The sequence below is a fragment of the Flavobacterium pectinovorum genome, from assembly GCF_900142715.1.
Lineage (GTDB): Bacteria > Bacteroidota > Bacteroidia > Flavobacteriales > Flavobacteriaceae > Flavobacterium > Flavobacterium pectinovorum.
This window is the reverse complement of sequence record NZ_FRBX01000005.1, coordinates 192057-217827: the sequence shown is the minus strand read 5'-3', so window position 1 is coordinate 217827 and position 25771 is coordinate 192057. Positions and strand designations below refer to the sequence as shown.

Here is a 25771-nt window from a genome sequence, read left to right as displayed (position 1 = left end):
TTCGTGGCAAAAGAAACAAAATTTTACATGGAAACAGTTCAAGCAATAAAACAACGATTTGAGATTATTGGGAATGACCCGAAATTAAATCGCGCCATTGAAAAAGCCATTCAGGTTGCTCCTACTGATATTTCGGTAATGGTAACCGGGGAAAGTGGTGTTGGTAAAGAGAATATCCCGAGAATAATTCATTCGCTTTCACACAGAAAGCATGGTAAATATATTGCTGTAAACTGTGGAGCTATTCCAGAGGGAACAATTGACAGTGAACTTTTTGGACACGAAAAAGGCGCTTTTACCGGTGCCACAAGCACACGTGAAGGTTATTTTGAAGTTGCAGATGGCGGAACTATCTTCCTTGATGAAGTTGGTGAATTACCTCTAACAACTCAGGTTCGTTTACTTCGTGTACTTGAAAACGGTGAATTTATAAAAGTAGGGTCTTCTCAGGTTCAAAAAACCAATGTGAGAATTGTTGCAGCAACGAATGTGAATTTATTTAATGCAATTGAAAAAGGAAAATTTCGTGAGGATTTATACTATCGTTTAACTACTGTAGAAATCACTTTACCGCCTTTACGCGAAAGAAACGAAGACATTCACTTGTTATTCAGAAAATTTGTGGCTGATTTTGCGCATAAATATAAAATGCCGCCGTTAAAATTAGACGACGATGCCGTTCAGCTTTTGCAAAAATTCAGATGGAACGGAAACATTCGTCAATTGCGAAATGTTGCCGAGCAAATCTCTGTTTTAGAAACCAATCGCGATATTACACTAGCCACTTTACAATCGTATTTGCCAACTGAAGGAAGCAATTTACCATCGGTAATTAATGATAAAAAGAAAGAAAGCGATTTTAGTACCGAAAGAGATATTTTGTACAAAGTGCTTTTTGACATGAAAAGTGATTTGAACGATTTGAAAAAACTCACTTTAGAATTGATGAAAAATGGATCATCGAAAGTGCAGGATATTAATCCGAATTTGATTCAGAAAATATACGGTTCGCAGGAAAATGACAGTGAAATAGATTTTGAAGAAGAACCAAGAACTGCAGTTATGACGCCCGCAACGCGTGAAGACAATTATCAGATTCAGGACGACAATTATTTGTTTGCCGAGACTATTGAGGAAGAAGAAATTTTACGTTTAGAGCAAAAGGAAATCGAAATGATCAAAAAATCATTAGAAAAAAACAAAGGAAAACGTAAAGCTGCTGCAGATGAATTAGGTATTTCTGAAAGAACTTTATATAGAAAAATTAAACAATTTGATTTATAGTTTTGCCACAAAGACGCTAAGACGCAAAATGTTTTAAACGAAAATTATATCTTTGACCCGAAGCGTGAGCGAACTCGCAAATGAATTCTTAAAATAAAAAATGAAAAACTTAAAATATCTTTTAATTCTTTTAGTTGCTACGACTTTTAGCGGCTGTGGAGTTTATAATTTTACCGGAACAGGAAAAATTGATGCTGAAACTTTTCAGGTAAATTTCTTTCAGAATAATGCTGATTTGATAGAACCTGGAATCGACAGAGATTTTACATTGGCATTACAAGACTTAATTCAGAATCAAACTAACTTAAACCTTGTTAGCAGCGGTGGTGATTTAACTTATGAAGGAGAGATTGTAGATTACAGAACAACACCAATGACTGCAACAGCAGACCAGCAAGCGGCACAAAACCGTTTGACAATTCGTATAAATGTTCGATTTACAAACAAAAAGAAAGAAACAGATGATTTTGAAAAAACATTTGAGTTCTACAAAGATTATCCGGGAACAACACAACTTGTTGGGTCTTCTTTAAATGCTGCCATTAAAGAAATTTACGACAGGATTACTCAGGATATTTTCAATGAGTCATTAGCAAAATGGTAAAAAAGTTGATTTGTTAAATCGGTTAATCGTTGAATCGGTTTTACAAACGATTAAACAGTTAAACAAAATAAACGATTAAACAAATAAACAATGAATGTAACTGATTATACATACCTAATAAACAAACCCGATGCCATTACAGAAAAGCAAACGGAGGCATTAGGCAATGTTTTGATTGAATTTCCGTATTTTCAAAGTGCGAGAGCGCTACGATTAAAAGGGCTTTTTAACCAAAATAGTTTTAAGTATAATTATGCATTAAAAGTTACTGCGGCACATACTGCAGATCGCTCTATTTTATTTGATTTCATTACTTCGGAAACTTTTACTTCTATTCAAAATGATTTTTATGATAAAAAACTTCGTGATCTTTTAAATATTAATGTTCTTGATAGCGAAGTAGTTTCGCCTGATGAAATCAAAAAAAGTATCGAAGTTAGAATTGATCCTATTGAGCAGTCTATATTAACATCTATAAAACAAGCTACTTCGAATGTTTTTGAAGATTCAATAAAGACAGAAGAGAAACCTGAAGATAGTATTGAAGATGCTAATGCAATAACGATTGAAGAGAAGAAATCGGTTGTTAATGAAGAAATCGTAAAAACAGAAGATATTATCATTAAAGAAGATGTCTTAATTGCGGTTGAAGAAACAGAACCTGCTGTTTTTGAAGAAGTAAAAACTCATGACGAATCAATTGATAGTACTAAGGAAGAAACTATCGTGATTCCAGTTAAAGAAACCAAACACACTTTTTTTGAAGAAGTAGTAGATGATGAAGAAATAGAAGATATTAAAGAAAACTTTGATCCTGTTATTGAGAAACCAGTTTCTACTATTGAAGAAATCGCACCAGTTGTTTTTGAAGAATCGAAAAAACACACTGAAATACGAATTGATCCTATAGAAGAATCAATCTATAACTCAATCAAAGAAGCCACAACAGTTGTATTTGAAGAGTCAAAACCTGCAGAAAAAGAAGCTGCAGCTATTATTGTCGATACACCAAAAATTACAGAACAGCATAAAGAAATTGCCAGTGTTATTTTTGAAGAGGTAAAAATTACAGAAGAAAAACCAAACGAAGTTATTCCTACTATTCCGGATCAACCAACGACTGTTGAAGAAAGTCCTAAAGAAGTGATTAATTTTATTCTTGAGGAACCTATATTTATAGAAGAGTCTAAGGAAATTATAACAGATAGCATCGAAGAATCGATAATTGAAAAAAATATCCTAAAGACACAATTTGAAGAAACTGTAAAAATTGCCGAGGAAAATCTCGAAATAGGAAAGCCTTTAGATTTTTCGGTAAAAGAGAAACATTCTTTTCAGGAATGGCTGCAATTAGCAAGACCGGAACCTATTGACAGAACAAATGAAATTGTTCAGGAAGATATAAAAACAGTTGAAGAAAATACACAAAAAGTAGAGAGAACTCCTGAACCAATTAAACAAACAGTTCCGGAAACAGAAATAGTTGAAGACGAAAAAAAGAAAAAGGCAGAACTGATTGATAAATTTATTGAAACAAATCCTAAAATTTCGCCAATCAAATCAGATCCAATAACGCTGCCTCCAATTCAATTTAACATTAATCAAGAGGACAATTCGTATTTGATGACCGAAACTTTAGCCCGTGTTTATTTGGAACAAAAAAAATATACAAAGGCAATACAAGCATATGAAATATTAATTTTGAAATATCCAGAAAAAATTAGTTTCTTTGCAGACCGTATTTCGGATATAAAGATTTTACAACAAAATAACAATAATAAGTAAGCAATGAGCACATTTTCAATTTTTTTAGTTTTAATCACAATAGTTTGTTTTCTATTGATCGTAGTAATTATGGTTCAAAACCCTAAAGGAGGCGGATTGTCGTCTACAATTAGTGGAACTCAAATGTTAGGTGGAGTACAAAAAACAACTGACTTTTTAGATAAAAGTACTTGGACATTAGCTACAATTTTGATTGCTCTAATCTTGCTTTCAAGTTTAAGCTTTACAGGATCATTAAGCGATACTGATTCTAAACTTATTGAAAAAACAGAAGCTCCTGCAACAAATACACCAGCAGCTCCGGTACAGCAAACACCTGCTCCGGCAGCACCTGCAGCAAAATAATCATTTTGAAATAATATTAAATGCCAGCCTGTCAAAGCTGGCATTTTTTTTAGGAAATAATGTCAGTTTTTAGAGCATGGCATAATTTCTGAAAGTTTATTGAACATTAAAAAACGTATAACTTATAATAATATAAAATCATGGCCTTAAACATTAAACCGCTTTCAGATCGCGTACTTATTGAGCCTGTTGCAGCTGAAACCAAAACTGCCTCAGGGATTTTTATTCCGGACACTGCCAAAGAAAAACCACAAAAGGGAACTGTAGTTGCTGTAGGAAATGGTTCTAAAGATCACACTATGACCGTAAAAGTTGGCGATACTGTTCTTTATGGTAAATATGCAGGAACAGAATTAAAACTTGAAGGAACTGATTATTTGATTATGCGTGAGGATGATATCTTAGCAATAATCTAAATCGCTTTATGCTATAAGCTGTAAGCTATAGGCTTTCTTGAAAAGCTTAAAGCATATTGGCTAAAGCTTAAAGCTAACAAAAAATGAGGGATTTTAAAAAATATGATATTTGGCAGTTAAGTCATTCTTTTACATTAGAAATCTATAAAATGACTTCTACTTTTCCTAAAGAAGAATTATATGGTTTGACAAGTCAGATTAGAAGAGCTTCTTCATCAATTCCAACCAATATTAGTGAAGGATGTGGAAGAAATAGCGACAAAGAATTTAATCAATTTCTCAACATAGCCTTAGGTTCTGCCAATGAAACAGAATATCTTTTGATTTTAGCTAAAGATTTGCAATATCTTAATAATGAAATTGCACAGAATCACATAGAAAAAATCAACAGTATAAAAAGCAAAATTTACAAATTAAAACAAATATTAATTCAGCAGTAGAAGGCTTAAAGCCTAAAGCCTACTGCCTAAAGCAAATTAAAAAATGGCAAAAGATATAAAATTTGATATTGAAGCACGTGACGGATTAAAACGTGGTGTTGATGCATTAGCAAATGCTGTAAAAGTAACACTTGGACCAAAAGGTCGTAACGTAATCATTGGAAAATCATTTGGTGGACCAACAGTTACTAAAGATGGTGTTTCGGTTGCAAAAGAAATCGAATTAAAAGACCCATTAGAAAACATGGGCGCCCAAATGGTTAAAGAAGTAGCTTCTAAAACTAATGATTTAGCAGGTGACGGAACTACAACTGCTACAGTTTTGGCTCAGGCTATCGTAAAAGAAGGTTTGAAAAACGTTGCTGCAGGTGCAAATCCAATGGATTTGAAACGCGGTATCGATAAAGCTGTTGAAGCTATCGTTGCTGACCTTGCAAAACAAGCTAAAGTTGTTGGAAGTGATTCTGATAAAATCAAACAAATTGCTTCTATCTCTGCAAATAACGACGAGGTTATTGGTGAATTAATCGCTACTGCTTTCGCAAAAGTTGGAAAAGAAGGAGTTATTACTGTTGAAGAAGCTAAAGGAACAGACACTTTCGTTGATGTTGTTGAAGGTATGCAATTTGACAGAGGATATCTTTCTCCTTACTTCGTAACAAACCCAGAGAAAATGGAAGTTGAATTAGACTCTCCATACATCTTATTATACGACAAAAAAGTTTCTTCTTTAAAAGAATTACTACCTGTTTTAGAGCCAGTTGCTCAATCAGGGAAACCATTATTAATTATTGCTGAAGATGTTGACGGAGAAGCTCTTTCTACATTAGTAGTAAACAAATTAAGAGGTGCTCTTAAAATTGCTGCTGTAAAAGCTCCAGGTTTTGGAGACAGAAGAAAAGCAATGTTAGAAGATATCGCAATCTTAACAGGTGGAACTGTAATTTCTGAAGAAAGAGGATATACACTTGAAAATACAACTATCGAAATGTTAGGAACTGCAAAAAGAGTTTCTATCGATAAAGACAATACTACTATTGTAAGTGGTGCTGGTGAAGCTGATATCATCAAAAACAGAGTAAACCAAATTAAAGGTCAGATGGAAACTACAACATCTGATTATGATAAAGAAAAATTACAGGAACGTTTAGCTAAATTAGCTGGTGGTGTTGCTGTTCTTTACGTTGGTGCAGCTTCTGAAGTTGAAATGAAAGAGAAAAAAGACAGAGTTGACGATGCATTACATGCAACTCGTGCTGCTGTAGAAGAAGGAATTGTTGCTGGTGGTGGTGTTGCTTTATTAAGAGCTAAAGCTGCTTTAGCTGACCTTAAAGCTGACAACGCTGACGAAGCTACAGGAATTCAGATTGTATCTCGCGCTGTAGAATCTCCATTAAGAACTATTGTTGAAAATGCAGGTCTTGAAGGTTCTGTAGTTGTAGCAAAAGTTGCTGAAGGTTCTGGTGATTTTGGATACAATGCCAAAACTGATGAATACGTAGATATGCTTAAAGCTGGAATTATCGATCCTAAAAAAGTAACTCGTGTTGCATTAGAAAATGCTGCTTCTGTTGCCGGAATGATCCTTACTACAGAATGCGCATTAATTGATATTAAAGAAGAAAACGGAGGCGGAATGCCAATGGGTGGCGGTATGCCAGGAATGATGTAATCGTTCTTAACTTCTTAAAATTTAAAACGCCAGATTTATGTCTGGCGTTTTTTTTGCCACAGATTGCACGATTAAAAAGATTTTTTTTCGCCACAAATTACACGAATTTTCACGAATTAATTTTCTTATAATTCCGCATAAAAATTTAGCGGAAATTCCTGTAATTCGTGGCAAACTTTCACTTAGTTTAACATTCTCTTTTTCTTTTAAAAATCGGTTATCAGTATCTTTACAGTCTATTAAAATTGCAAAATGAGAAAATTCACTACTCACCTATTATCTTTTACACTCTTACTTTTTACAACGCTTTTACATTCACAAATCAACAAAGAAACTTATGTTGTTTTAGTTTCTATGGATGGATTTCGCTGGGATTATGCTAAACATTTTCATCTTCAAAACATGAATAAAATCGCAAAAGAAGGCGTTCATGCAAAATCTATGAAACCTTCTTATCCAAGCAAAACTTTTCCAAATCATTATTCGATCGTGACTGGACTTTATCCGGATCATCACGGAATTATTAACAATGTCTTTTATGATGCTACTCTAAACCAATCGTTTTCATTATCATCAAATGCAAAAAATGATTCGAGATTTTATGGAGGAAATCCTATTTGGAATGTCGCTGAACAACAAGGTGTAAAAACGGCTTCTTTTTTCTGGCCGGGTTCTGATTTGGATAAACGAAGACCAAGTTATTATAAAAATTACGACAGCAAAATTCCGTATGAAACCAGAATCGACACCGTTATAAAATGGTTAGAACTTCCTGAAAAACAACGACCTCATCTTGTAACTTTATACTTTGACGAACCCGATCATACGGGACATAATTTTGGCCCGCTTTCTTCGGAGAATGAAAAAATGGTTCACAAAATGGATTCGGTTATGGGGCAATTATCTTCAAGACTTGATCAATTATCCATCGGAAAACAAATCAATTTAATCATCGTTTCAGATCACGGAATGACGGACATCAGCAATGATAAAAAAGTAGCTATTTTAGATTATTTAAAACCAGAATGGCTGGGTTATAAAGATGTAATTAATCCTATTATGAGTTTGGAATCAAAACCCGGATTTCAGGATTCTATTGCCAAAGCTTTAAAAAAAGTACCCTATATTAAATTCTGGAAATCAAGCGAAGTTCCAAAACGATTGCATTATGGAACCAATCCGCGTGTGCATGACTTTGTTATCGAAGCTAAAAAAGGATATAGCTTAGTCAGTAAAGAAAGTACGCATATAAAAGGCGGAACGCACGGTTACGACAATAACGAAAAAGATATGCACGCTATTTTTTATGCAAAAGGTCCGGCTTTTAAAGTAAATAAAGAAGTCAAAACCTTTCAAAATGTTTCTGTTTATCCTTTAATTGCTCACATTTTAGGTTTGCAAATTGATAAAGTTGATGGAAAATTCAGTGAAGTAAAAAATATGCTTGTTGATTAAATTAGTTAATGTGTCAATTAGAAAATTAGATAATGATTAGCGTAATCTATAAAATTTTCTAATTGACACATTTTCTAATTAGCTAATTAAAAACCTGTCGAAACAGAAACGGCTTTCCATTTCTCCAATTCTTTTTGAACTTCGGCAATTTTTACATTTGCCATATCGTAGGCATCTTGCCCCACAAATAAATGCAATGCGGGATTTTTTTCCTCGCTCATTTTAATTAAGGCATTTGCAAATTTTTCAGGATCTCCCGGTTGATTTTCATTGATGCTTCCTTTATGTGCATTTTCAGATTCCCTCACCGCTTTATAGTCCGAAATTGGACTCTGAGGCAATAATAAAGAACTATCTTTTAAGAAATCGGTTCTAAAATAACCCGGATAAACCAATGTTACATTTACTCCAAATTCTTTTACTTCTGCCGCTAAAGATTCTGTTAAACCCGCAACTGCAAATTTTGTAGAACAGTAAATTCCCCAACCCGGAAAACCTCCGTTGTAACCTCCAATCGAAGCGATATTAAAAATATGACCCGATTTATTGGCGCGCATATACGGCATTGTATTTCTAATGACATTCAATAAGCCGAAAACATTTACTTCGTAGTTTTTTCTCGATTCTGCATCGGTTAGTTCCTCTAATGATCCTAATAAACCATAACCTGCATTGTTAACCAAAACATCAATTGTTTTAAAATGACTTACGGTTACTTCAATCGCATTTTTAACGCTTTGCTCATTTGTCAAATCCATTTCTAAAGGCAGAAAATTGGCAGACGGGTCTCCTAATTCTTTAATTAGGGCTTGTTCACTTCTTGATGTTGCGGCTACTTTTTTTCCTTCAGCCAATAATTTTTTTGCTAATTCTAATCCAAGTCCTTTTGAGGCACCTGTGATAAACCAAACTTTGTTATTTTCCATGATTTCAATTTTTACATTTAATTATGACACAAAGATATCAGCGAAGTGCTTTTAAAAACTTAAAGCAATCAAACGATAAGTTACGAAAATCAAACAATTTCGGTTACGCGATATGTTTTTGGTGAAAGCTGAACATTTTTCTTAAAGAAATTGATAAAATGAGACAATTCTTCGAAGCCTAAACACCAGGCAATTTCATTAATATTCCAATTAGTTTGTTTCAATAAAATCATTGCTTCCTGAACAATTCTTTCAGAAATGATTTGAGAAGTCGTTTTTCCAGTCGTTTCTTTCAACGCTTTATTCAAATGATTCACATGCACATTTAACTGGCTGGCAAATTCTGAAGGTGAACGGAAATTAATTTGCTGGGATATGGATTCAATAGGAAACTGTCTTTCTAATAATTCTAAAAATAAAGAAGAAACCCGAATCGTTGCATTCGATTTACTGTATAATGAAGTAGTTACAGTTTGTGTTTTTAAAGCCAGATGAATAATTTCAAAAACCAGATTTCGAAGAACATCATATTTAAAAGTATAATCAGAATTGATTTCGTCAAACATTTTTAAATAAACCGTTTTCAAAGATTCCGCCAATTCCATTGAAATAGGAACAATTGGATTTCCGCCGGGTTGGAATAAAGGATATTCTTTTAAATTCCCAAACTGATTGAAAAAAGCTTCTGTAAAAATGCAGAAAAAACCAGTTTGATTTTCGTCAACCTGTTCCCAATTATACGGAATTTGTGGGTTTGCAAAAAACAAGGCCTGATCTTCTATTACAGAAATCTTATCAGCATAATGTATTTTGTTTTTTCCAATGATCAAGCTTATTTTATAAAAGTCTTTTCGGGTGTAAGGAAATGGTTTACAAGTATTACCAACAAAGTCATCTAATTTAAAAACATTAAAATGTCCGATCTCTTTTCTAAGATTTTCGGGCATTCCATTTACTTTGATGGTGTAAAAATCTTCTAAGGTTTCTGTTAGCTTCATTTTACAAAGTTACGAAAATCAAATTATTTAAATTAGAAAATGTGCCAATTTGATAATTAGATAATTTTTCTGCAGATGTTTAAATTAATTATCTAATGCTTATAACGAACAAACCCGACAGGTTTTTAAAAACCTGTCGGGTTTGTTCGTTACCAATAGTGAATTCAAAAATTAGATAATAAATCATACACAATCTAAGAATTATCTAATTATCAAATTGGCACATTGCCGCATTATCTCGAAACCACTTTATATTTAGGATCTTCAATAACATTTACATTAATTACGGCGTCGGCGTTTTTAAGTAGTATTCTACAATCTTCGCTTAAATGTTTCAGTTCGATTACTTTGTTTAACTGGCTGTATTTTTTGGTCAGATTATTTACTGCTTCAATTGCCGACATATCAGCGATTCGGCTTTCTTTAAAATCTATAATAACGTGTGAAGGATCATTTTGTATATCAAACTTTTCCATAAAAGCAGTTATCGATCCAAAAAATAATGGTCCGTAAATTTCATAATGTTTCACTCCTTCTTCATCAATATAATGTCTCGCACGAATTCTTTTGGCACTTTCCCAAGCAAAGACCAAAGCCGAAATAATAACTCCAATTAAAACTGCCAAAGCCAGATTGTGCAATAAAATAGTAATTACAGCAACCAGAATTCCAACAAAAATATCGTGTTTAGGCATTTTATTAATCACCTTGAAACTTGCCCATTCAAAGGTTGTAATCGCCACCATCATCATTACGCCAACCAAAGCTGCCATTGGCAATTTTCCAATTACGGGCGCGCCAAAAAGTATGATAATTAAAATAGTCAAAGCCGCAATTATTCCCGAAAGTCGGGCTCTTGAACCAGCGCCGAGATTCACTAAAGTTTGTGCAATCATAGGGCATCCACCCATTCCGAAAAAGAAACCGTTCAAAATATTTGATCCGCCCTGAGCGATACATTCTCTGTTACTGTTTCCGCGCGTTCCGGTAATTTCATCAACTAGATTCAGCGTAAGCAAGCCTTCGGTTAAACCAACAGCAGCAACAATTATTGAATACGGAAATATCACTTTTAAAGTATCAAAAGAAATTGGAATATTCGGAATATGAAATGGAGGAAAACCGCCCTGAACAGAAGCAATATCCTCTACCGTTTTGGTTTCGATATTAAAAATCAATACAATGGCAAAAACCACCATAATAGCAACTAAAGAAGCCGGAACTGCTTTTGTGATTTTAGGAAAAAGCAGCACAATACCAATTGTCAAGGCAACCAAACCGAGCATAATATAAAGCGGAGTTCCCTGCAACCACGAAACTTGTCCGTTTACAATGGTTTTAAACTGTTCTAATTGCGACATGAAAATGACAACTGCGAGACCGTTTACGAAACCAAACATTACTGGCTGCGGGACCAATCTGATAAATTTTCCGAGTTTAAAAAGTCCGATGCAAATTTGCACGACACCTCCAAGTGCTACAGCTGCAAAAACATATTCTATGCCGTGTGATTTCATCAAAGCAATCAAAACAATCACGGTTGCTCCCGCTCCACCAGAAATCATTCCGGGTCTTCCACCAAAAATTGCTGTGACCAAACCTGCAATAAAAGCAGCGTACAAACCAACCAAAGGAGGAAATCCGGCCAAAATTGCAAACGATAATGATTCGGGAATCATAGTCATTGCGACAGTTAAACCAGCTAAAATTTCGTTTTTGTAATTGACTTTTTGCGAAAAGTCGAAGAGAGAGAAGGCTTTTTTCATAGATCGCAAATTTAAAAAAATAATGCGCACAATGTTAAGAAAGCTTTCTAATGAAAAAGATCCGGAAAATAATCCATTAAATAATCAGGCTTTTTAGTAAAGCTGATCCAATAAAAAAACCAAAAGCGAAAGAATGAAACTTATCATGATGGATAAATATAAAGTTTTTATGAAGAAATTATTTCGCCAAAATTATTGATAATCTAATAGAAAAAAACGGGTGTTTTTACCCTTTTTCTAGTCAAATCTATTTTTTTTATTCTAAAGCTACACAAACATATCCAAGACAATTTACGTAGTCTATAATGTTTTTAGGTTCAAGTTCAACGCCTTCAACCCTTAATATCTTATCGCAGTCTTCTAAATCAAAATTGATTTTATAATTTGGAAACTGACTTTGGATCACGGCAATAACATAATTTTTATCTGCCTCTTTCTGAACATTTGTTTTAAAAACCTCAACTGTCATAATTATTTATTTTAAATTATAATAAATCATGAATTTCGATTAAAAAGGATTGTATGATATTCCGAATCTAAAATATCCCTGCGTGTCTTCGCTGTGGTCATAAACGTATTTGTTTGTGCGCTCACCCTTTTCGGTAATTCGCGTACTTAATACGTTATTAACTCCGGCTTTTACGAAAGTGATTACCTTTGGTGTAATACAATATTCGTATGTAATACCGGATTTTAACTCCAACTGATTCAACTCATAAATCCCCTTCAAATTTGAGGTATTCAAATTTAAGTAAAAACTTTCAGAGTTTAATTCAGTACCTAAGGAAATTCTTCCGTTTTCAAGCAATTCTCTTCTAAACAGTAATCTTTGCGGCAAAATAAAATCAATATCCCATTTTGAATCCGTAAACTTATGATTATAAGTAAGTAACGGCGTTATCGGAATAATTGCCGAAGGATCTATCATTGCTAAAACACCTGCCGTAATTGTGGTGTTTGCGGTTCGTTTCAAAACCAGGCTTGCGGTTACAAATCCTTTTACACGTTGTACACCATCTTCACTTCCATCAACTGTGGCGGTTGCATTATAAATAATCGGTTTTTTAAAAAGTGTCGACATATAAGTCGCACTCATTGCCGCCGCCATAAAATGAAAATCCTCTTTTTCTCTTGTATAGTTTGTGTTTGAAGTATAGTTGTAAATATCTCCAAAACCGTATGTTTCATATTTGTAACGCAGCGATCCGGTTAAAATAAGCCTTTTAGATTCTGATACATAAAATGGCATATTGAAAGCTACTTTTAATCGGTTATGATTTTCGATTCTGCCTCTTTCAAAACGATTTCCAAACAATTCCGAATCATAATTTGTTGGTCCCAACTGTTCGTATTGTACATCTAAAATTCTCGTTGTCGGAAATTTATCTGTAATCACTTTTACCACCGTTTGCATGGGCTGATTTTTTTCCTGAGCCATAGTGTGCAATGACGTACATACGAATAGAACAGAGATGATTCTTTTTTTCATATAAAGTGGTATTAATTAAGATTGTTTTTGAAGATCGAAATCCTGAGCAAATGTAAATGACAAGCCTCTTTAATAATAGCATATTTATACAAACGGCGTAACATTTATACCAATGGCGTTTGTATAATTTTTTTATCGTAAGTAGGTATAAACTATAATATTACTCTAATTTTGCCGTTATGACAATGCTTAAAATTTACCAGAACTTCTTTCTCCGAAACCTCATCGTACACACTTTCATATTTTTGGTGATTTTGGCGTGTGTGTATGACGAAATACGACTTGACGGCCACAGCTGGTCGTATATGATCAGTAAAATAACTGTTGGTTATTTTCCTTGTATTGTATGGATTACCATTTTCAATCTTTTTATCATCAAACCTTTCTTATTCAAAAAAAAGGTTAAAACATTCTTTACGCTTTTCGCCATTTACTGGACCTGTTTTTACTTTTTTATGAATTGGTTTTTCCCTCTTATGGGTTTAGGAAATTTCAAAACACTTCAAATATTATCGCTTATTTTCAACGGAATGTTTTTTTATTTTATTCATGTTGCGATCACTAAAAAAATCATGGACACGGATAAAGACATCATGAATTTTAAATCTGAACTTTTGTTTTTAAAACAACAGCTTAATCCGCATTTTTTACTCAATGCGATGAATAATCTATATGGAGAATCGCTGGCAGAACCTGATAAAGTTCCGGACAGAATTTTGAATCTCTCAGACATGCTTCGTTATCAGATTGAAGCTACCAAAAAAGATTATGTTTTGTTGGATGAAGAAATTGCTTTTATTAAAAAGTATATGGAATATTATACGTTTAGAAATGAAAGACTGGCGATAACACAAAAATTTGAAGGCAATTTTGACAGTATTGATATTCCGCCCTTATTCTTTTTGCCTTTGGTAGAAAATGCCGTTAAGTTTTCGGCAGAAACTGCTGAACCTTTTATTAATATTGATTTAAGGGTAAAATGCAACAGTTTATCATTTATTATAAAAAACAGTTATCTGGAATCCGGATCACGAATTTCTGGCACCGGAATTGGAATCGAAAACCTGAAAAGACGCCTTGAAGTTTATGGTTTAAAACATGAATTGAACTGTAAAAAAGAAAAGAATACCTTTATCGTAAAATTAAACATATGGCACTTACCTACCGCTGTCTTATCATAGATGATGAATCGCCGGCACACAAGGCACTTGCATCTCATATCTCAAAATTTGACGATCTGGAACATTCCGGAAGCGCTTTTAATGGAATGGAAGCCATAAAATTACTCAACGAAAACACTTACGATATTATTTTTCTGGATATTAATATGCCCGTAATTTCGGGGGTTGAATTGATGGAATTACAGCCAAAAAGACCTTTAACGATTGTAACAACTGCTTATTCTGATTTTGCGCTGTCGGCTTACCAAAACGATGCTATAGATTATTTACTAAAACCTATTTCGTTCGACAAATTCTCTAAAGCAATCGAAAAAGCCAAAATTTATTCCTCTGGAAACAGCATAAAAAAAGAAGACAGCTCCTGCGAGAAAGTACTTTCTATTCGTGTAAGCGGACAAATGATGAACATACCTTTAGCGGATATTATTTACATCGAAAGTCTTGGCAATTATATGAAACTTTACAGCGCCAAACTCAATTTACCCTTAATCGTTTACGGTTCGCTTTCAAGCATTGCCTCAGAAATTGACAGCAATAACTTTGTGCAGGTGCATCGTTCGTTTATTGTAAATGTTGCCAAAATTACTTCTGTCACTTTCAAATCTTTAACAATGTCTAATAATGAGATCATTCCTGTAGGCAGAAAATATCAGATTTTATTAGATAGTTTCTTTAGATAAAGATTCGTTAACTATAAATTTACAAAAAGCTCAACTTTAGATGGTTGGGCTTTTTTATTTTGCTATTTGTAATAAAATACCGTATAAATACTTGGTGGTTATTGTTGAACAATTGTTAATATTGTTGTAGATATGTTAAAGAAATTTTATCAAAAAAAACAGTATCTAAATAACTAAACCAAAACAAAATGAAAAGAACTTATGACACAGGAATTGACACCAACAAAATCGAATTAGCTGTTAATGTTGGAACTGTAGGTACAGCTTATACATCTGTATATCTTTCTCGAAGCGGTGGACAAAATTCTAAAATCGATGAATCAAATGAAGACAGCGGAAGCATAAAAAATACCATTATAGGAGAAGCGAAACAAGTAAGAGCAGGTTACCTAATAATTAGAACAACTGTTGACTTTTCAAATATTGATAAGGAAAAATGGCAAAGTGAGGCTGAAAAAATAATAGTCAAATACTACCTTGATGGAGGTTTTTCTGGAAATCAAGTATATAATTATGATACCGATGATGTAGACATTGTATTAAATGGAAAAGTCGTTGTAATTACAAAACCAATTGAATTAACATGAAAAAGATATACTTAATAATTGTATTTTTTATTTTGGCGGGAAAGAACGCATGGAGTCAATCTAAAGAAATTAAAGCTGACACAATAACGCTAAAAGAATTAGAAATCCCAAATTCTCCTGCTTTCATATTGCTTGACCAAACACCTTCAACCATTGAAAGGCCAAGTTCAAGCAAAGCTTTTGCTTTGAGTATACTCAATTCTTTTCAAGACAGTAATGGTATTCCAAAAAATTATGCCGTAGATTTTACTCCGTTCTGGTTTTTTAAACATCCTAACATGACGTCTTTAAAATATGCAGGCTACAATGTAGAAAACAAAAAACAACGTGTTTTTGGAAATATAGAACGAGCATCTATCTCTTTTGCGTTTATTACTACTAATGATACTTTAACACAAAAAACTATAAATAATTTATCTATTGGGTTACGTTTTAATTTAATATCGATTCGAAGCAAACAAGATATAAAGGACATAATAAAAGCAAATTCAGATCTTATAAAATCCATTCGAGAAAGAGATGATCGATTAAATAATTTTGTTGATATTAGTCTTGCAGCCACTAATCCTACTCTCTATCATCTAAAAGTAAAAGAATTTTATGCGCAAGATAGAGAGAAAGAAAATAGCGAAGAAAAATTAAAAGATATTTTAGCTCGTAAATCAGTATTTGCAATTGATGGAGCAATTGGTTACAATAAATTTTATCTTGACAATAAATTTTCTAATGGCCATTTTGGAAGATTTGGTGCATGGCTTACATTAAATTATTCATGGCACATTGATAAAAATGCTAATGGAAAGAATTACTTCAATTTATATGCTATAGGAAGATATTTGTCAGATGGGACTTCAATTAGTAATGGAGAATATCAAAAACAAAATTTTTACGATTTTGGAGGAAAGGCAGAATTTGAATTTAAAAAAATTTCTTTAGCATATGAATATATATATAGAGATAGTAGTAATTCTAATACTTTCAGATCTAATGGTTTGTTAAAATACAAAATATCAGATAATTTATTATTGACAGGTGCATTCGGTAAAAACTTCGGTTCAAATAATAATCTTATTTCAATGCTTGGAATTAATTGGGGGCTTTCTACAGGTACCGAAAAAGCAACTGCAAAAGAACCTAAATAGTTATCTTAAAATCTGAAGAAATCTTTCTGGATTTTCAAATAGGTTTTATAATTTAATGACAATAAATTTAAAATAATTATTATGAAAAAAATAATATTAAGTTTTTTTATAATTCTTTCAATAGCTTCTTGTTCATCATTAGGAATAAAAAAAGGAATGGCAGATAGTGACGGGGATGGAATTGCAGATAAGGACGATGTCTGTCCTAATGACTTTGATCCAAATGGTTGTGCCGACGGAAGGGAAGGTTCAGCTATACCTGAGTATGCAATATATTTTCAAAAACTAAAACCTACAAAATCTATAAAACTTAACAAATATTTTAAAACAGGGTCTACTTTAAAAGAATGCAACACTAAAATAACAAATATTTTAGAAGTTGGATTACACATCTCAGATGGCAACTATAAATATTTTTCTATAAATGAAAATAGTTACGCAATAATTACCACAAAAGAATGTATTCACGAAGATGGAACACTTATTAATAAGCAAAACTGTACCCTAAACAATCGTTGTAATATGTTTAATCCTTTCTGCGTAGAAAAAGGATATGCAAGATTCCATTTGATTTTGGTAACTACAAAGGTACTTGGTCACACGCCTCTCGATTTTGATGAAGAGGAATTTAAAACTGTGTATGAAAATGATGCATTAGATTCTAATTGGAACACAATAGTCGGAATAAAAAACTTATTAAATAGTTCTAAAATATTTAATGACGAATATTCAATTGTTATAAAACTATTCGAAACAAAAAAAGTAGGCACAATGGGTGAAGTCGAATTATTGATAGATCCAACTTACAATTTTGACAAACAAATTGATAATTTTTTTAAACCTACATTACAATGACATTCTTTTCAGCACAAAAACAATTAATCACAATCTGGTTCATATGGACAATGCTTTTGGTAATCTTTATCGGTTATCATCTTTTATTTGGAATCCTTATTCCAGTTGACAATGAAGTTATGACATGGTTTGCTAAATATTTAGTTTCAATATTTTCTTTAATTATTGCCAGTACATTTTTCAGTAGAGAAATATTCAAAGAAGAACTAGCAAGCAAAATATATTATTATTTAGCCTTAGGAACTTCTGTATTATATTTAATTTTTATAACTGTAGTGTTAGTGGTGGTTCCGAGAACAGAGCATTTAACGAAACAGAAATATATAGATAAATTAGACAGCAGTGGATTAATTCTTAATTTTCTATTACCAATTCTCACAGGAGTTCTCGGATATTTCTTTTATCAGAATAGAAGCAAAACTTCTTAAACATATTAAAAAAATTAACTAATTTAAAAAACCTCAACCAACACAATTAAAACCCGATATCACAGATTTGCAATCCGCGCTCACAACAATAAAGCATAAAGTTAAAAAGCTGCAACTTAAAAAATTGCAGCTTTCCCTAATATATTGATCGAAAAAATATGTCTACAACAAAACAGACATGTCATTTTAAAAACTATTATCTAAATTTAACTTCTAAGCAATATTCCCCAATCCATCTGGAAAAGGTCGATAAGCATAATACGACAACACTTCTTCAATCGCCATTTTTAAGGCTTCATTTATAGGGATTAAAATAACTCCCATTCTAAGGTCAATTTGTGCCAGTCGCATGTAATAATCAGAGAAAATAGGAACGTATATTTTCTTATTTATAAGTTCTTCTGCTTTTGTGAAATTTTCAGTTTGTTGTTCTTTTATTATTTTACAAGTAGCCATTCGCAATTTTCCGAATTTATCGGTATTTGCCGCATAACCAAAAAGACGACAGACCAAACCGCGATAACGATAATTGCTGCAACTTCCTTTTTGATATTCTAATATGAAAATCGAACGGTATAAATGACAATTTTTTACCTCATTGTTTTTTAATTCAACCAATGTTTCTTCGGCTTTTCCATTCAAAAATAAATGAAATGCCCAAGGTAAAAATTCTAAAGGCGATGCGTATATATTAGGAGTAGAACAACATTTGCCGCAACCTGCGTTGCAATACAAATGAGTCTCTGATTTAAAAGCGGTTATTTCAATTTCAAGACGATCAAATAATGCTTCAACCTGCTTAACCTTCTCCTCTATTGCCATCTTTTTTTGGTAAGGTAGGCTAATAGAAATGGCTCATGCCAGATTAGTATTTTTATTGTGATTATAAAAAATAAAATCTAAATTAAAAAATTCCAAATTCCAAACTTTTGCCACTAAACCTTAAAAAAATATTAGCTACTTAGAACCTTTGTCCCTTAGAATTTTCAAATAATCAATCGCACCAGTAGACCACAAAGCCCACAAAATCAGAATAGGCTGAAAAAACAATCGAATCAAACGGGCTTGATCTGTGTTCATGCCCAAAGCGTCTGTTCCGTTTAAGTATTGTGCAATATTCCCCGGAAAAACCAGCACGTAAAATATGGCAAGCCCAATTCCTATTTGTATTTTATAGCGGGTTAGGAAAATAATAGCCAAACCGATTGCCAATTCTACAATTCCGGAAAGTATTACAACCAGATCTTTATCTATCCGAACCCAATTTGGGACCTGTGCCTGAAAATCGGTTCGTTGAAAAGTAAAGTGACCAATAGCGGCCGTTATCATGAAGATTCCCAAGAATATTCTAAAAAAATTTTGGATTTTGGTAGTTTGTATATTTTTCATTTCAGCTTTGATTTAAATTTAATTGAAACATTTTATTAACAAATAAATGTTACTCAAATTTACCGTAATAATCATCAAAAATTTTCCATGTTTTTCGTAAAATCCTTACGTAATCACCATAATATGAATTTCTTTACTTTTTTAAAACCTTGTTTCTTTTGCTTCTTTTTTAACCACAAAAGTGCCCTACGAACCCTTCTGTTCAAAAAAACAATTAACATTAAAATAAATTTCTTACATAAATAATTATCTTCGCACTGCTATTAAACTCTAACCCCCCAAATTTTAGAATAATGACCTTTTTTAATTTCCTGTTTAAAAATTCAGATTTAGAATGCCCAAGATGTCTGGGAAAAGGATTCGTTGGTCCGGAAGATATACGACGCTTAAATAAACAATTAAAATGGGCTCCCGGTCCCTGTGCCTATTGCGATGCATCTGGAAAAGTTACCGAAGAATTACTCTCAAAAGTAGCCGTAGATACCACTTATCTCACGATCGATTTACCTGAATCTGAAATAGAAAAAATAAAAAATGGGGATCCCGAGACTATAGAAAAAGGAAAACTGCAAGAGCTTTTTATAGACAATCTCATACAATATATTGAACATCAATATCTACTCAAAAATATGGATGCCGAAAGTATTGCCGATTTGTATCTAAGTACCGAAGATGAAAATGCTGTCTTTTCGGTAGAAAAAGAAAATTTACTGCAATACATTCGCAAAATAATCCACTTAAAGAACTCTGAACCAAATTAGTTACTATTTCTTTATCAATAACCTGAGGTTTTATCTTCGAAAACACAAAAACAGGTATAAATACGCGGTGACAAAACTATTTTTAGTGGTAAAATTGCCATTGAATAATTTTTGTCATTAAATTATAATTTCTCAAAAGGGAAACTATAAATAGTATTATTTTTTTTGGAGCTATAAAATGGGATTTCAAATCTTTAATAAAGATTGGAAATCCCATTTTTAGTTTTCAATATTTTGTTAATCAGCCAAATAGATAATTTTACATTTCCTTACTACTTTTAAACAAATTCCTCAAAATATCATGCTCAAAAGAATGTTCATTAATCATTCAAAAGGTTAACTTCGAAAAATCCTTTATAAAATGTAAAAAAGTAAAAGATAAAGACGTCAATTATTGGTTGATTTTTATAGATTTGCAAAACTACATCATATTAAAATACGGAAACAATTATAAAATTTAAGACAATGAAATTTATTACTTCGACATTTTTATTTTTCATGTTTATTTGTTCCAATTCTTATGCACAATTAAGCTCGGATCAAATATTTGAAAGCTTTAAACAAGGAGAACGAACAAACTGCTCATCAATTGCTTTTATTAAAGCTTCTTTGAATGTTTATGGACTGGACAACCTTTTTGTAACTGACACAGTAAGCGATGGTGTATATAAAATAACATTAAAAAATAATGCTTCTTTTAATTTAAAAAAAGAAGAACTGGATAAAGCCAAATTTTCTGCAGATTTTGTCTATATCAAAGATAACCCAGAGAGCGAGAAAATCACAGAATACGCCATTCTAACTTATGCAGTAATGGCAAAATACAGACAAATTACAGATAAGAAGGAAACTTTTGAAAAAGCTTTGGAAGATCTGGAAGATGGTGAAGTCTATACGCCTACTATTTATAAATACCTGGGCTTTGAAAAAGGCAAACAAATTCAAAAATTAAAACGCCAATCAGGAAGTGAATTTTGTGGAGTTGTGGCCTGGTCTACAGCACACGCTGTATTTGTTTGCGAAGATTTTATGGATTATTATGGCAACAAAAAAAGCCTGTGGCTTAAATATCCGGGACGTTTTAGGATAATTAAATCTTAAATTCCAAGTTTTTAAAATTCCGAATTCCAACTTAACAAGCTGGGAAAAAACCTTAGGATCTTAGAATCTCAGAACCTTAGGAACTTTAAAAAAAACCTTTGTATCTTTGGGCCTTAGTCCCTAAGAACCTACAAACATGACACGAGAACATTATATTCCCTTTAACAAGGAATTCTTACTCGAGCAGCAAATAGCCACTTTCGCCGAAAACAAAAAAAAGATTGATGATTTTAAAAAGTTATTCGATATTATCGAACATTATTATCATTATGAATCTTTTAACCTGAACCGAAATTTAAAGCAGAACTACGCTTTATTTGATCCGGATTTGAGTTTGAAAGAACGTGAAAGTTTTATTGGCAAAAGTGATTTTGGAATTTTCAAAGAAACACTTCGTCAGGTTTTAGAACGTGGCAATTATACCAAAATTGCTCATGAAACTTTAGACGAAGCTTTTAACGATTCTGATTTAATTGGGCTGAATCTTTCGATAGATTTCAATGCTTTTAAAGATTATGAATTGTACGTTCGCGGTAGTCACAAAGCAAAAGAAAAAGTCAAAAAATATATCTTCTGGAAGAAAGAAATTGAGATCGAATATTTCGATCGTGTTATGATTTACCTCAATTATAACGAAGCCGATTATCTGAAAGAAAACAAAGTCAAACTAGGTAGAATGCCTATTGATCCCGGATCTATTGGTTTAAAAATCTTTAAACGTGTTCCTAAAAATGATTTGGAAACCATTTTTCCAAATGCAATTCCACGAATGTCCCTGAAAGATAAAATGCTGCTTTGGGTACCGGGAGTTTTTGGTGGAATTTCGTTATTAAGTGCCCAGGTAATTCCGGCGTTGATTAATATGTATACCGCTTATGAAACCGGCGAAACAATCGATTTACTAAACAGCAAAACATCATTAAATCAAGGTTTGATTGCACTGGGAATTTTAGCTGCTTATTGCTTTCGCCAATACAACAACTTTATAAACAAGAAGATCCGATATTCTAAAATGCTTTCGGATAGTTTGTATTTTAAAAATCTTGGAAATAATAGTGGTGCTTTTTATTCTTTACTAAATTCTTCTGAAGAAGAAGTGCTTAAAGAAACTATTTTGGCATATGCTTTTTTACATAAAAGCGAAAATCCGTTAACGGCTCAGGAACTAGATAATCAAATTGAATTCTGGTTTAAAACAAAACTAAAAACAGAAATTGATTTTGATGTAACAGATGCCTTACTGAAACTAAAAAACATCGGTCTTGGTGTAGAAACAAATGGAAAATGGGAAGCTCTTCCTTTAGAGAAAGCTTTGATCCAAATTGATGAATTGTGGGATAATGTTTTTGATTATAATCAAAAATAAGATTTTGTAGACTTTTGTTTATTCTTATTTCTAATCTTTGTTGTGGAACGCGGATGACACGGATTTGCTTTGCAAAAACGCGGATTTAAACGGATTTTTTTATTTTGTCAACATAAAACATAGAACGTTGGACATCTTTGTCAAAGTTTTAAACTTTGACAAAGATTTACCGCATAAAAGATATAACTACTAAATCTTATTATCAATATCTTATAAAAACAAAAAAGAGAACTTAAAGCTCTCTTTTTATATAATACTAAAGTAGATTATTCGCTATCTGCTTCTACAAGATCTTCTATATTTTCGCCTGTATCACCTACAGCTACAATTTCTGGTTTAGAAGCTTTTAGGGCATTAAATCTTTCCAATTGTTCTAAGTCTCCTTCTTCACCACTAAAATATGGAAAAACATCCATAATTGGTGATTCTGAAATTGCCGGAATGGTGTAATCGCCCATTGTATTTTTCATGGCTGCAATCGTATTGTCATAGGCTTCTTTTACATCATTGGCCTGAACTAACAAATACATATTTGTTTTGCGTTCTTTACCACTTTCTTCATCATAAGCCATTAAAGTAACCTTCGATTTAAACCAGCGATCAGCATTTTCAAAAGGATGAATCTCGGCATAATTTGCCACTTTAATATTGGTGATTTTAAATTCTTCACTTACATAAGCCTTCATTTCTTCATTAATTCTGCTTTCGGCTTCTGTATAAGATATCGCATCTACCAAATAGGGTTCTGTAGTAACCTTTTGTGTTCCGATGTCATCTGTTTTTCTATATTTTACTTTGCATTCGTACCAAGTTGCGCTCATTTTTCATTTTTTTAAGGATGCCAAAGATAGATTTTAAAGGAAATAAAAAATCTTAATTTTCAAAATAGATATTCACAATTTGAAATAAAAAGCCAACCCTTAGGCAAATTAATTTAAACACATAGAAACATAGATTTAAAATCTAAAAAAAGGTGTTTTACCTTATTAAAAATACATACAGCAGCACTATACGAAAGAAATGTGTTCTGTTTTGTAAAATTGTTTTTTTTTTACATAAAACCTATGTTTCTATGTGTTAAATAAATTGTTATAAATTATACCAAATGCAATAAAGCTTAAAATAAACCAATAAATATTTAATAAATTTGTAAGTATACTACACTAAAAACTAATAATACTAATACCCCAAACTATTTGTATAACTTAAAAAAACAATACCATGAAACTTACCAAATTTTTAGGCGATCAGGGTTATGACTTAATCGAAGGACCTTTAAGAAGTCATAAACCACTACAATTATGGTTGAAAAAACCTTTTGATGAAGCTCAGCTTTACTATGCAAATATCAGTCACGCTTTTAAAAGCGATATTGAATTAATAGAAATCGAAAATCCGGCGTTGAGCGTTGATTATACAAAAAAAGACGATTATGGTTTTAATATAGGAATCACACTTTTAGAAGAAATTCTAAAAACATTAGGACTTGGTACTTTTGAAATTTCTGCCAAAATAAAATCCGGAAAAACCGTAACCATCAGTTACGAAAACTCTGTTACCAAAGAATATGCATTGGGCAATCTCGAAGAATATTTATTTTCTGCTGATTTCCAACATCCAAATCCTTCTCTTTTAAAAAATGCCAATCGCAATTATCTTCTCCTCATTACGGGAACTGTTTTTGCTAAAAATCTGGTGGTCGATATTGAGACTGATTTTACATTAGATGCGGGTTTAATTGCCAGCCTAAATGCAGTTGCAGAAGGTAAACTGGATTTTACAATAAGCAACCAAAGCAAATTAAAAATGACTTCGAATATGGGAATTTATTTTCCTATTGCCGTTCAGGCCAGCAGAATAGATTTTGACAGAAGCCGATTTAAAAAATTAATATTGGTAACAGATAATCTTAATATATTTTAACATCACGGTATTTTTTAACCACGATGTTTTTTTTAACCGCAAAGATAAATCAATACAAAGCTTTGCGAACTTTTGCGTAAATCTTTGCGGGCTTTGCGGTTAAAAATTAATTTGTTTCACGCAGATTTTAAAAAGATTTAAGCAGATATTTAAATTTAATCTGCTCAAATCTACAGAATCTGCGTGAAAAAACATTTTAAGCTGTAAGGTTCTATGTTTTTTGATTTTATTCAAAGTCAGAAAATTTTTAATAGATTTGTTTACTATCTAAACCAAAAAAATGAGAACATTAGACCAATGGTTTGACGAATATGCCGTAAGTCATCAAAACCCAAAAAACAAAGCAATACACTATGTTTGCGTTCCGGCAATTTACTTTTCGATTGTAGGACTATTAATGAGTATTCCGAGTACTTTTATTGCCAATACTCTTAAACTGAATGCACCGATTATCGAAAATTGGGCCGTTGTTGTGTTACTTTTTGTTCTTGTTTTTTATATCCGATTATCAGTTGCAATGGCTATTAAAATTGCTATTTTCTCTGCTCTTTGTCTGGTTGTGAATTATTACATCGGTCAGCTTTTACCTTTATGGCTGTTTTCTATTGGCGTGTTTGTAATCGCGTGGATTGGGCAATTTTACGGTCATAATATTGAAGGCAAAAAACCTTCTTTTTTAAAAGACCTTCAGTTTCTAATGATTGGTCCGGCCTGGGTTGTAGAGAATTTGTTTTCTAAGAAATAAGACATCTTTATGTTCAATTTTTTCAGAAAACAAAATGAAATCCCCAATTTCAGCATCATTAAAAACTATTCAAAAAAAGATTTATATTTTTCAAGAAGTAAGAAATGGGACTGGTTAAATGATAAACAAATTTTTCTTGCGGATAATGATTCTTATGGAAAAATTAAAATGGTTACTCTTGATTTTTGGTCACAAGAAATGTTTTTAGATGCAAACGGACAAAAAACAATGACAGAATATCTTACTATCCTTATTAATCAATTTCAGAAAAATAAAATGGAAATTCCTACCGATTTAGATACGTTTATGATTGAAACTTTAGAAAGTTTGAATAACGATTTAAATGCAATTGAATTTAGTGATTTCCCTATAAAGATTGCTCCTGAGTTTGATAATTCATTAACAGAACAATCCATGAAAAATTAAAAAAATA

At 32.3% G+C, this 25771-nt stretch carries 28 protein-coding genes; 20 read left to right on the top strand and 8 right to left on the bottom strand.

Translation table 11 applies throughout. The features are described 5' to 3' along the window. Nucleotides 1–27: 27 nt before the first annotated feature. From BUE22_RS17845 to BUE22_RS17805, 8 genes are all read left to right on the top strand, one after another. Nucleotides 28–1284: a sigma-54 interaction domain-containing protein gene (locus tag BUE22_RS17845; RefSeq protein ID WP_073397354.1), complete on the top strand. Its 1257-nt coding sequence runs from the start codon at nucleotides 28–30 to the stop codon at nucleotides 1282–1284. A gap of 100 nt (nucleotides 1285–1384) precedes the next feature. After that, nucleotides 1385–1888 carry an LptE family protein gene (locus BUE22_RS17840; RefSeq protein ID WP_042563869.1) on the top strand — a complete coding sequence of 168 codons (504 nt, stop codon included), beginning with the start codon at nucleotides 1385–1387 and terminating at the stop codon, nucleotides 1886–1888. Between the two features lie 699 nt (nucleotides 1889–2587). Further along, a complete protein-coding gene (locus BUE22_RS24090; RefSeq protein ID WP_449404150.1) occupies nucleotides 2588–3673 on the top strand; it encodes a tetratricopeptide repeat protein in 1086 nt (361 codons plus the stop codon). 3 nt (nucleotides 3674–3676) lie between these two features. Next, nucleotides 3677–4018, top strand: a complete 342-nt coding sequence (secG, locus tag BUE22_RS17830; protein ID WP_042563867.1) for a preprotein translocase subunit SecG — start codon at nucleotides 3677–3679, stop codon at nucleotides 4016–4018. 140 nt (nucleotides 4019–4158) lie between these two features. Next, nucleotides 4159–4434, top strand: a complete 276-nt coding sequence (locus BUE22_RS17825; RefSeq protein WP_012023920.1) for a co-chaperone GroES — start codon at nucleotides 4159–4161, stop codon at nucleotides 4432–4434. Between the two features lie 83 nt (nucleotides 4435–4517). After that, nucleotides 4518–4874, top strand: coding sequence for a four helix bundle protein (locus BUE22_RS17820; protein WP_073397126.1), 357 nt, complete (start codon nucleotides 4518–4520; stop codon nucleotides 4872–4874). Nucleotides 4875–4917: 43 nt separating this feature from the next. Then, complete coding sequence (gene groL, locus BUE22_RS17815) at nucleotides 4918–6546, top strand: chaperonin GroEL (protein ID WP_073397125.1); 1629 nt, start codon at nucleotides 4918–4920, stop codon at nucleotides 6544–6546. Between the two features lie 252 nt (nucleotides 6547–6798). Continuing rightward, nucleotides 6799–8001, top strand: a complete 1203-nt coding sequence (locus BUE22_RS17805; RefSeq protein ID WP_073397123.1) for an alkaline phosphatase family protein — start codon at nucleotides 6799–6801, stop codon at nucleotides 7999–8001. Nucleotides 8002–8087: 86 nt separating this feature from the next. Here the strand turns inward: BUE22_RS17805 and BUE22_RS17800 are convergent, their stop codons facing one another. The 5 genes from BUE22_RS17800 to BUE22_RS17780 form a co-directional block, all read right to left on the bottom strand. Further along, nucleotides 8088–8927 (bottom strand): SDR family NAD(P)-dependent oxidoreductase, encoded by an 840-nt coding sequence (locus BUE22_RS17800; RefSeq protein WP_073397122.1) that lies wholly within the window; start codon nucleotides 8925–8927, stop codon nucleotides 8088–8090. An 89-nt stretch (nucleotides 8928–9016) separates the two neighbouring features. Next, entirely contained in the window at nucleotides 9017–9925 is a 909-nt protein-coding gene (locus BUE22_RS17795) for a helix-turn-helix domain-containing protein (protein WP_073397121.1), read from the bottom strand. Nucleotides 9926–10158: 233 nt separating this feature from the next. Further along, nucleotides 10159–11691, bottom strand: a complete 1533-nt coding sequence (locus BUE22_RS17790; RefSeq protein ID WP_073397120.1) for a SulP family inorganic anion transporter — start codon at nucleotides 11689–11691, stop codon at nucleotides 10159–10161. Between the two features lie 256 nt (nucleotides 11692–11947). Next, on the bottom strand, nucleotides 11948–12160 hold the full coding sequence (locus tag BUE22_RS17785) for a hypothetical protein (protein WP_042563861.1): 213 nt from the start codon (nucleotides 12158–12160) through the stop codon (nucleotides 11948–11950). Between the two features lie 39 nt (nucleotides 12161–12199). Next, nucleotides 12200–13180, bottom strand: a complete 981-nt coding sequence (locus tag BUE22_RS17780) for a DUF6268 family outer membrane beta-barrel protein (protein WP_073397119.1) — start codon at nucleotides 13178–13180, stop codon at nucleotides 12200–12202. Between the two features lie 179 nt (nucleotides 13181–13359). Between BUE22_RS17780 and BUE22_RS17775 the strand changes: the two genes are divergently transcribed. The 6 genes from BUE22_RS17775 (at nucleotide 13360) to BUE22_RS17750 (ending at nucleotide 18053) form a co-directional block, all read left to right on the top strand. Next, complete coding sequence (locus BUE22_RS17775; RefSeq protein ID WP_073397118.1) at nucleotides 13360–14361, top strand: sensor histidine kinase; 1002 nt, start codon at nucleotides 13360–13362, stop codon at nucleotides 14359–14361. Next, nucleotides 14331–15041: a LytR/AlgR family response regulator transcription factor gene (locus BUE22_RS17770; RefSeq protein ID WP_073397116.1), complete on the top strand. Its 711-nt coding sequence runs from the start codon at nucleotides 14331–14333 to the stop codon at nucleotides 15039–15041. Before BUE22_RS17775 ends, BUE22_RS17770 begins: the two co-directional genes overlap by 31 nt. Nucleotides 15042–15229: 188 nt before the next feature. After that, the gene (locus tag BUE22_RS17765; RefSeq protein WP_042563857.1) at nucleotides 15230–15628 is read left to right on the top strand and encodes a hypothetical protein; all 399 of its coding nucleotides are present in this window, start codon (nucleotides 15230–15232) and stop codon (nucleotides 15626–15628) included. Then, nucleotides 15625–16770 (top strand): hypothetical protein, encoded by a 1146-nt coding sequence (locus BUE22_RS17760; protein WP_042563856.1) that lies wholly within the window; start codon nucleotides 15625–15627, stop codon nucleotides 16768–16770. The genes BUE22_RS17765 and BUE22_RS17760 overlap by 4 nt, the downstream gene beginning before the upstream one ends. A gap of 81 nt (nucleotides 16771–16851) precedes the next feature. Continuing rightward, nucleotides 16852–17625: a hypothetical protein gene (locus tag BUE22_RS17755; protein ID WP_042563855.1), complete on the top strand. Its 774-nt coding sequence runs from the start codon at nucleotides 16852–16854 to the stop codon at nucleotides 17623–17625. Next, nucleotides 17622–18053 (top strand): hypothetical protein, encoded by a 432-nt coding sequence (locus BUE22_RS17750; protein ID WP_042563854.1) that lies wholly within the window; start codon nucleotides 17622–17624, stop codon nucleotides 18051–18053. The genes BUE22_RS17755 and BUE22_RS17750 overlap by 4 nt, the downstream gene beginning before the upstream one ends. 213 nt (nucleotides 18054–18266) lie before the next feature. Here BUE22_RS17750 and BUE22_RS17745 read toward each other — a convergent pair whose 3' ends face one another. Together BUE22_RS17745 and BUE22_RS17740 are read right to left on the bottom strand one after the other, a co-directional pair. Further along, nucleotides 18267–18875, bottom strand: coding sequence for a YkgJ family cysteine cluster protein (locus BUE22_RS17745; RefSeq protein WP_042563853.1), 609 nt, complete (start codon nucleotides 18873–18875; stop codon nucleotides 18267–18269). Nucleotides 18876–19010: 135 nt separating this feature from the next. Continuing rightward, nucleotides 19011–19442 carry a DoxX family protein gene (locus BUE22_RS17740; protein WP_073397114.1) on the bottom strand — a complete coding sequence of 144 codons (432 nt, stop codon included), beginning with the start codon at nucleotides 19440–19442 and terminating at the stop codon, nucleotides 19011–19013. A gap of 293 nt (nucleotides 19443–19735) precedes the next feature. Here BUE22_RS17740 and BUE22_RS17735 point away from each other — a divergent pair, with 293 nt between their 5' ends. From BUE22_RS17735 to BUE22_RS17725, 3 genes are all read left to right on the top strand, one after another. Beyond that, nucleotides 19736–20203, top strand: a complete 468-nt coding sequence (locus BUE22_RS17735; protein WP_073397112.1) for a hypothetical protein — start codon at nucleotides 19736–19738, stop codon at nucleotides 20201–20203. A 465-nt stretch (nucleotides 20204–20668) separates the two neighbouring features. Beyond that, the gene (locus BUE22_RS17730; protein ID WP_042563850.1) at nucleotides 20669–21304 is read left to right on the top strand and encodes a hypothetical protein; all 636 of its coding nucleotides are present in this window, start codon (nucleotides 20669–20671) and stop codon (nucleotides 21302–21304) included. 136 nt (nucleotides 21305–21440) lie between these two features. Beyond that, nucleotides 21441–22670, top strand: coding sequence for a TMEM143 family protein (locus BUE22_RS17725; protein ID WP_073397109.1), 1230 nt, complete (start codon nucleotides 21441–21443; stop codon nucleotides 22668–22670). 266 nt (nucleotides 22671–22936) lie between these two features. Here BUE22_RS17725 and BUE22_RS17720 read toward each other — a convergent pair whose 3' ends face one another. After that, on the bottom strand, nucleotides 22937–23491 hold the full coding sequence (locus BUE22_RS17720; protein ID WP_073397107.1) for a DUF4494 domain-containing protein: 555 nt from the start codon (nucleotides 23489–23491) through the stop codon (nucleotides 22937–22939). 400 nt (nucleotides 23492–23891) lie between these two features. Between BUE22_RS17720 and BUE22_RS17715 the strand changes: the two genes are divergently transcribed. The 3 genes from BUE22_RS17715 to BUE22_RS17705 all read left to right on the top strand — a co-directional run bounded on the left by BUE22_RS17715 (nucleotide 23892) and on the right by BUE22_RS17705 (nucleotide 25764). Continuing rightward, nucleotides 23892–24593 carry a gasdermin gene (locus BUE22_RS17715; RefSeq protein WP_073397105.1) on the top strand — a complete coding sequence of 234 codons (702 nt, stop codon included), beginning with the start codon at nucleotides 23892–23894 and terminating at the stop codon, nucleotides 24591–24593. Between the two features lie 280 nt (nucleotides 24594–24873). Continuing rightward, nucleotides 24874–25338, top strand: a complete 465-nt coding sequence (locus BUE22_RS17710) for an Mpo1 family 2-hydroxy fatty acid dioxygenase (RefSeq protein WP_073397103.1) — start codon at nucleotides 24874–24876, stop codon at nucleotides 25336–25338. A gap of 9 nt (nucleotides 25339–25347) precedes the next feature. Next, the gene (locus tag BUE22_RS17705; RefSeq protein WP_073397101.1) at nucleotides 25348–25764 is read left to right on the top strand and encodes a hypothetical protein; all 417 of its coding nucleotides are present in this window, start codon (nucleotides 25348–25350) and stop codon (nucleotides 25762–25764) included. Nucleotides 25765–25771 lie beyond the last annotated feature (7 nt).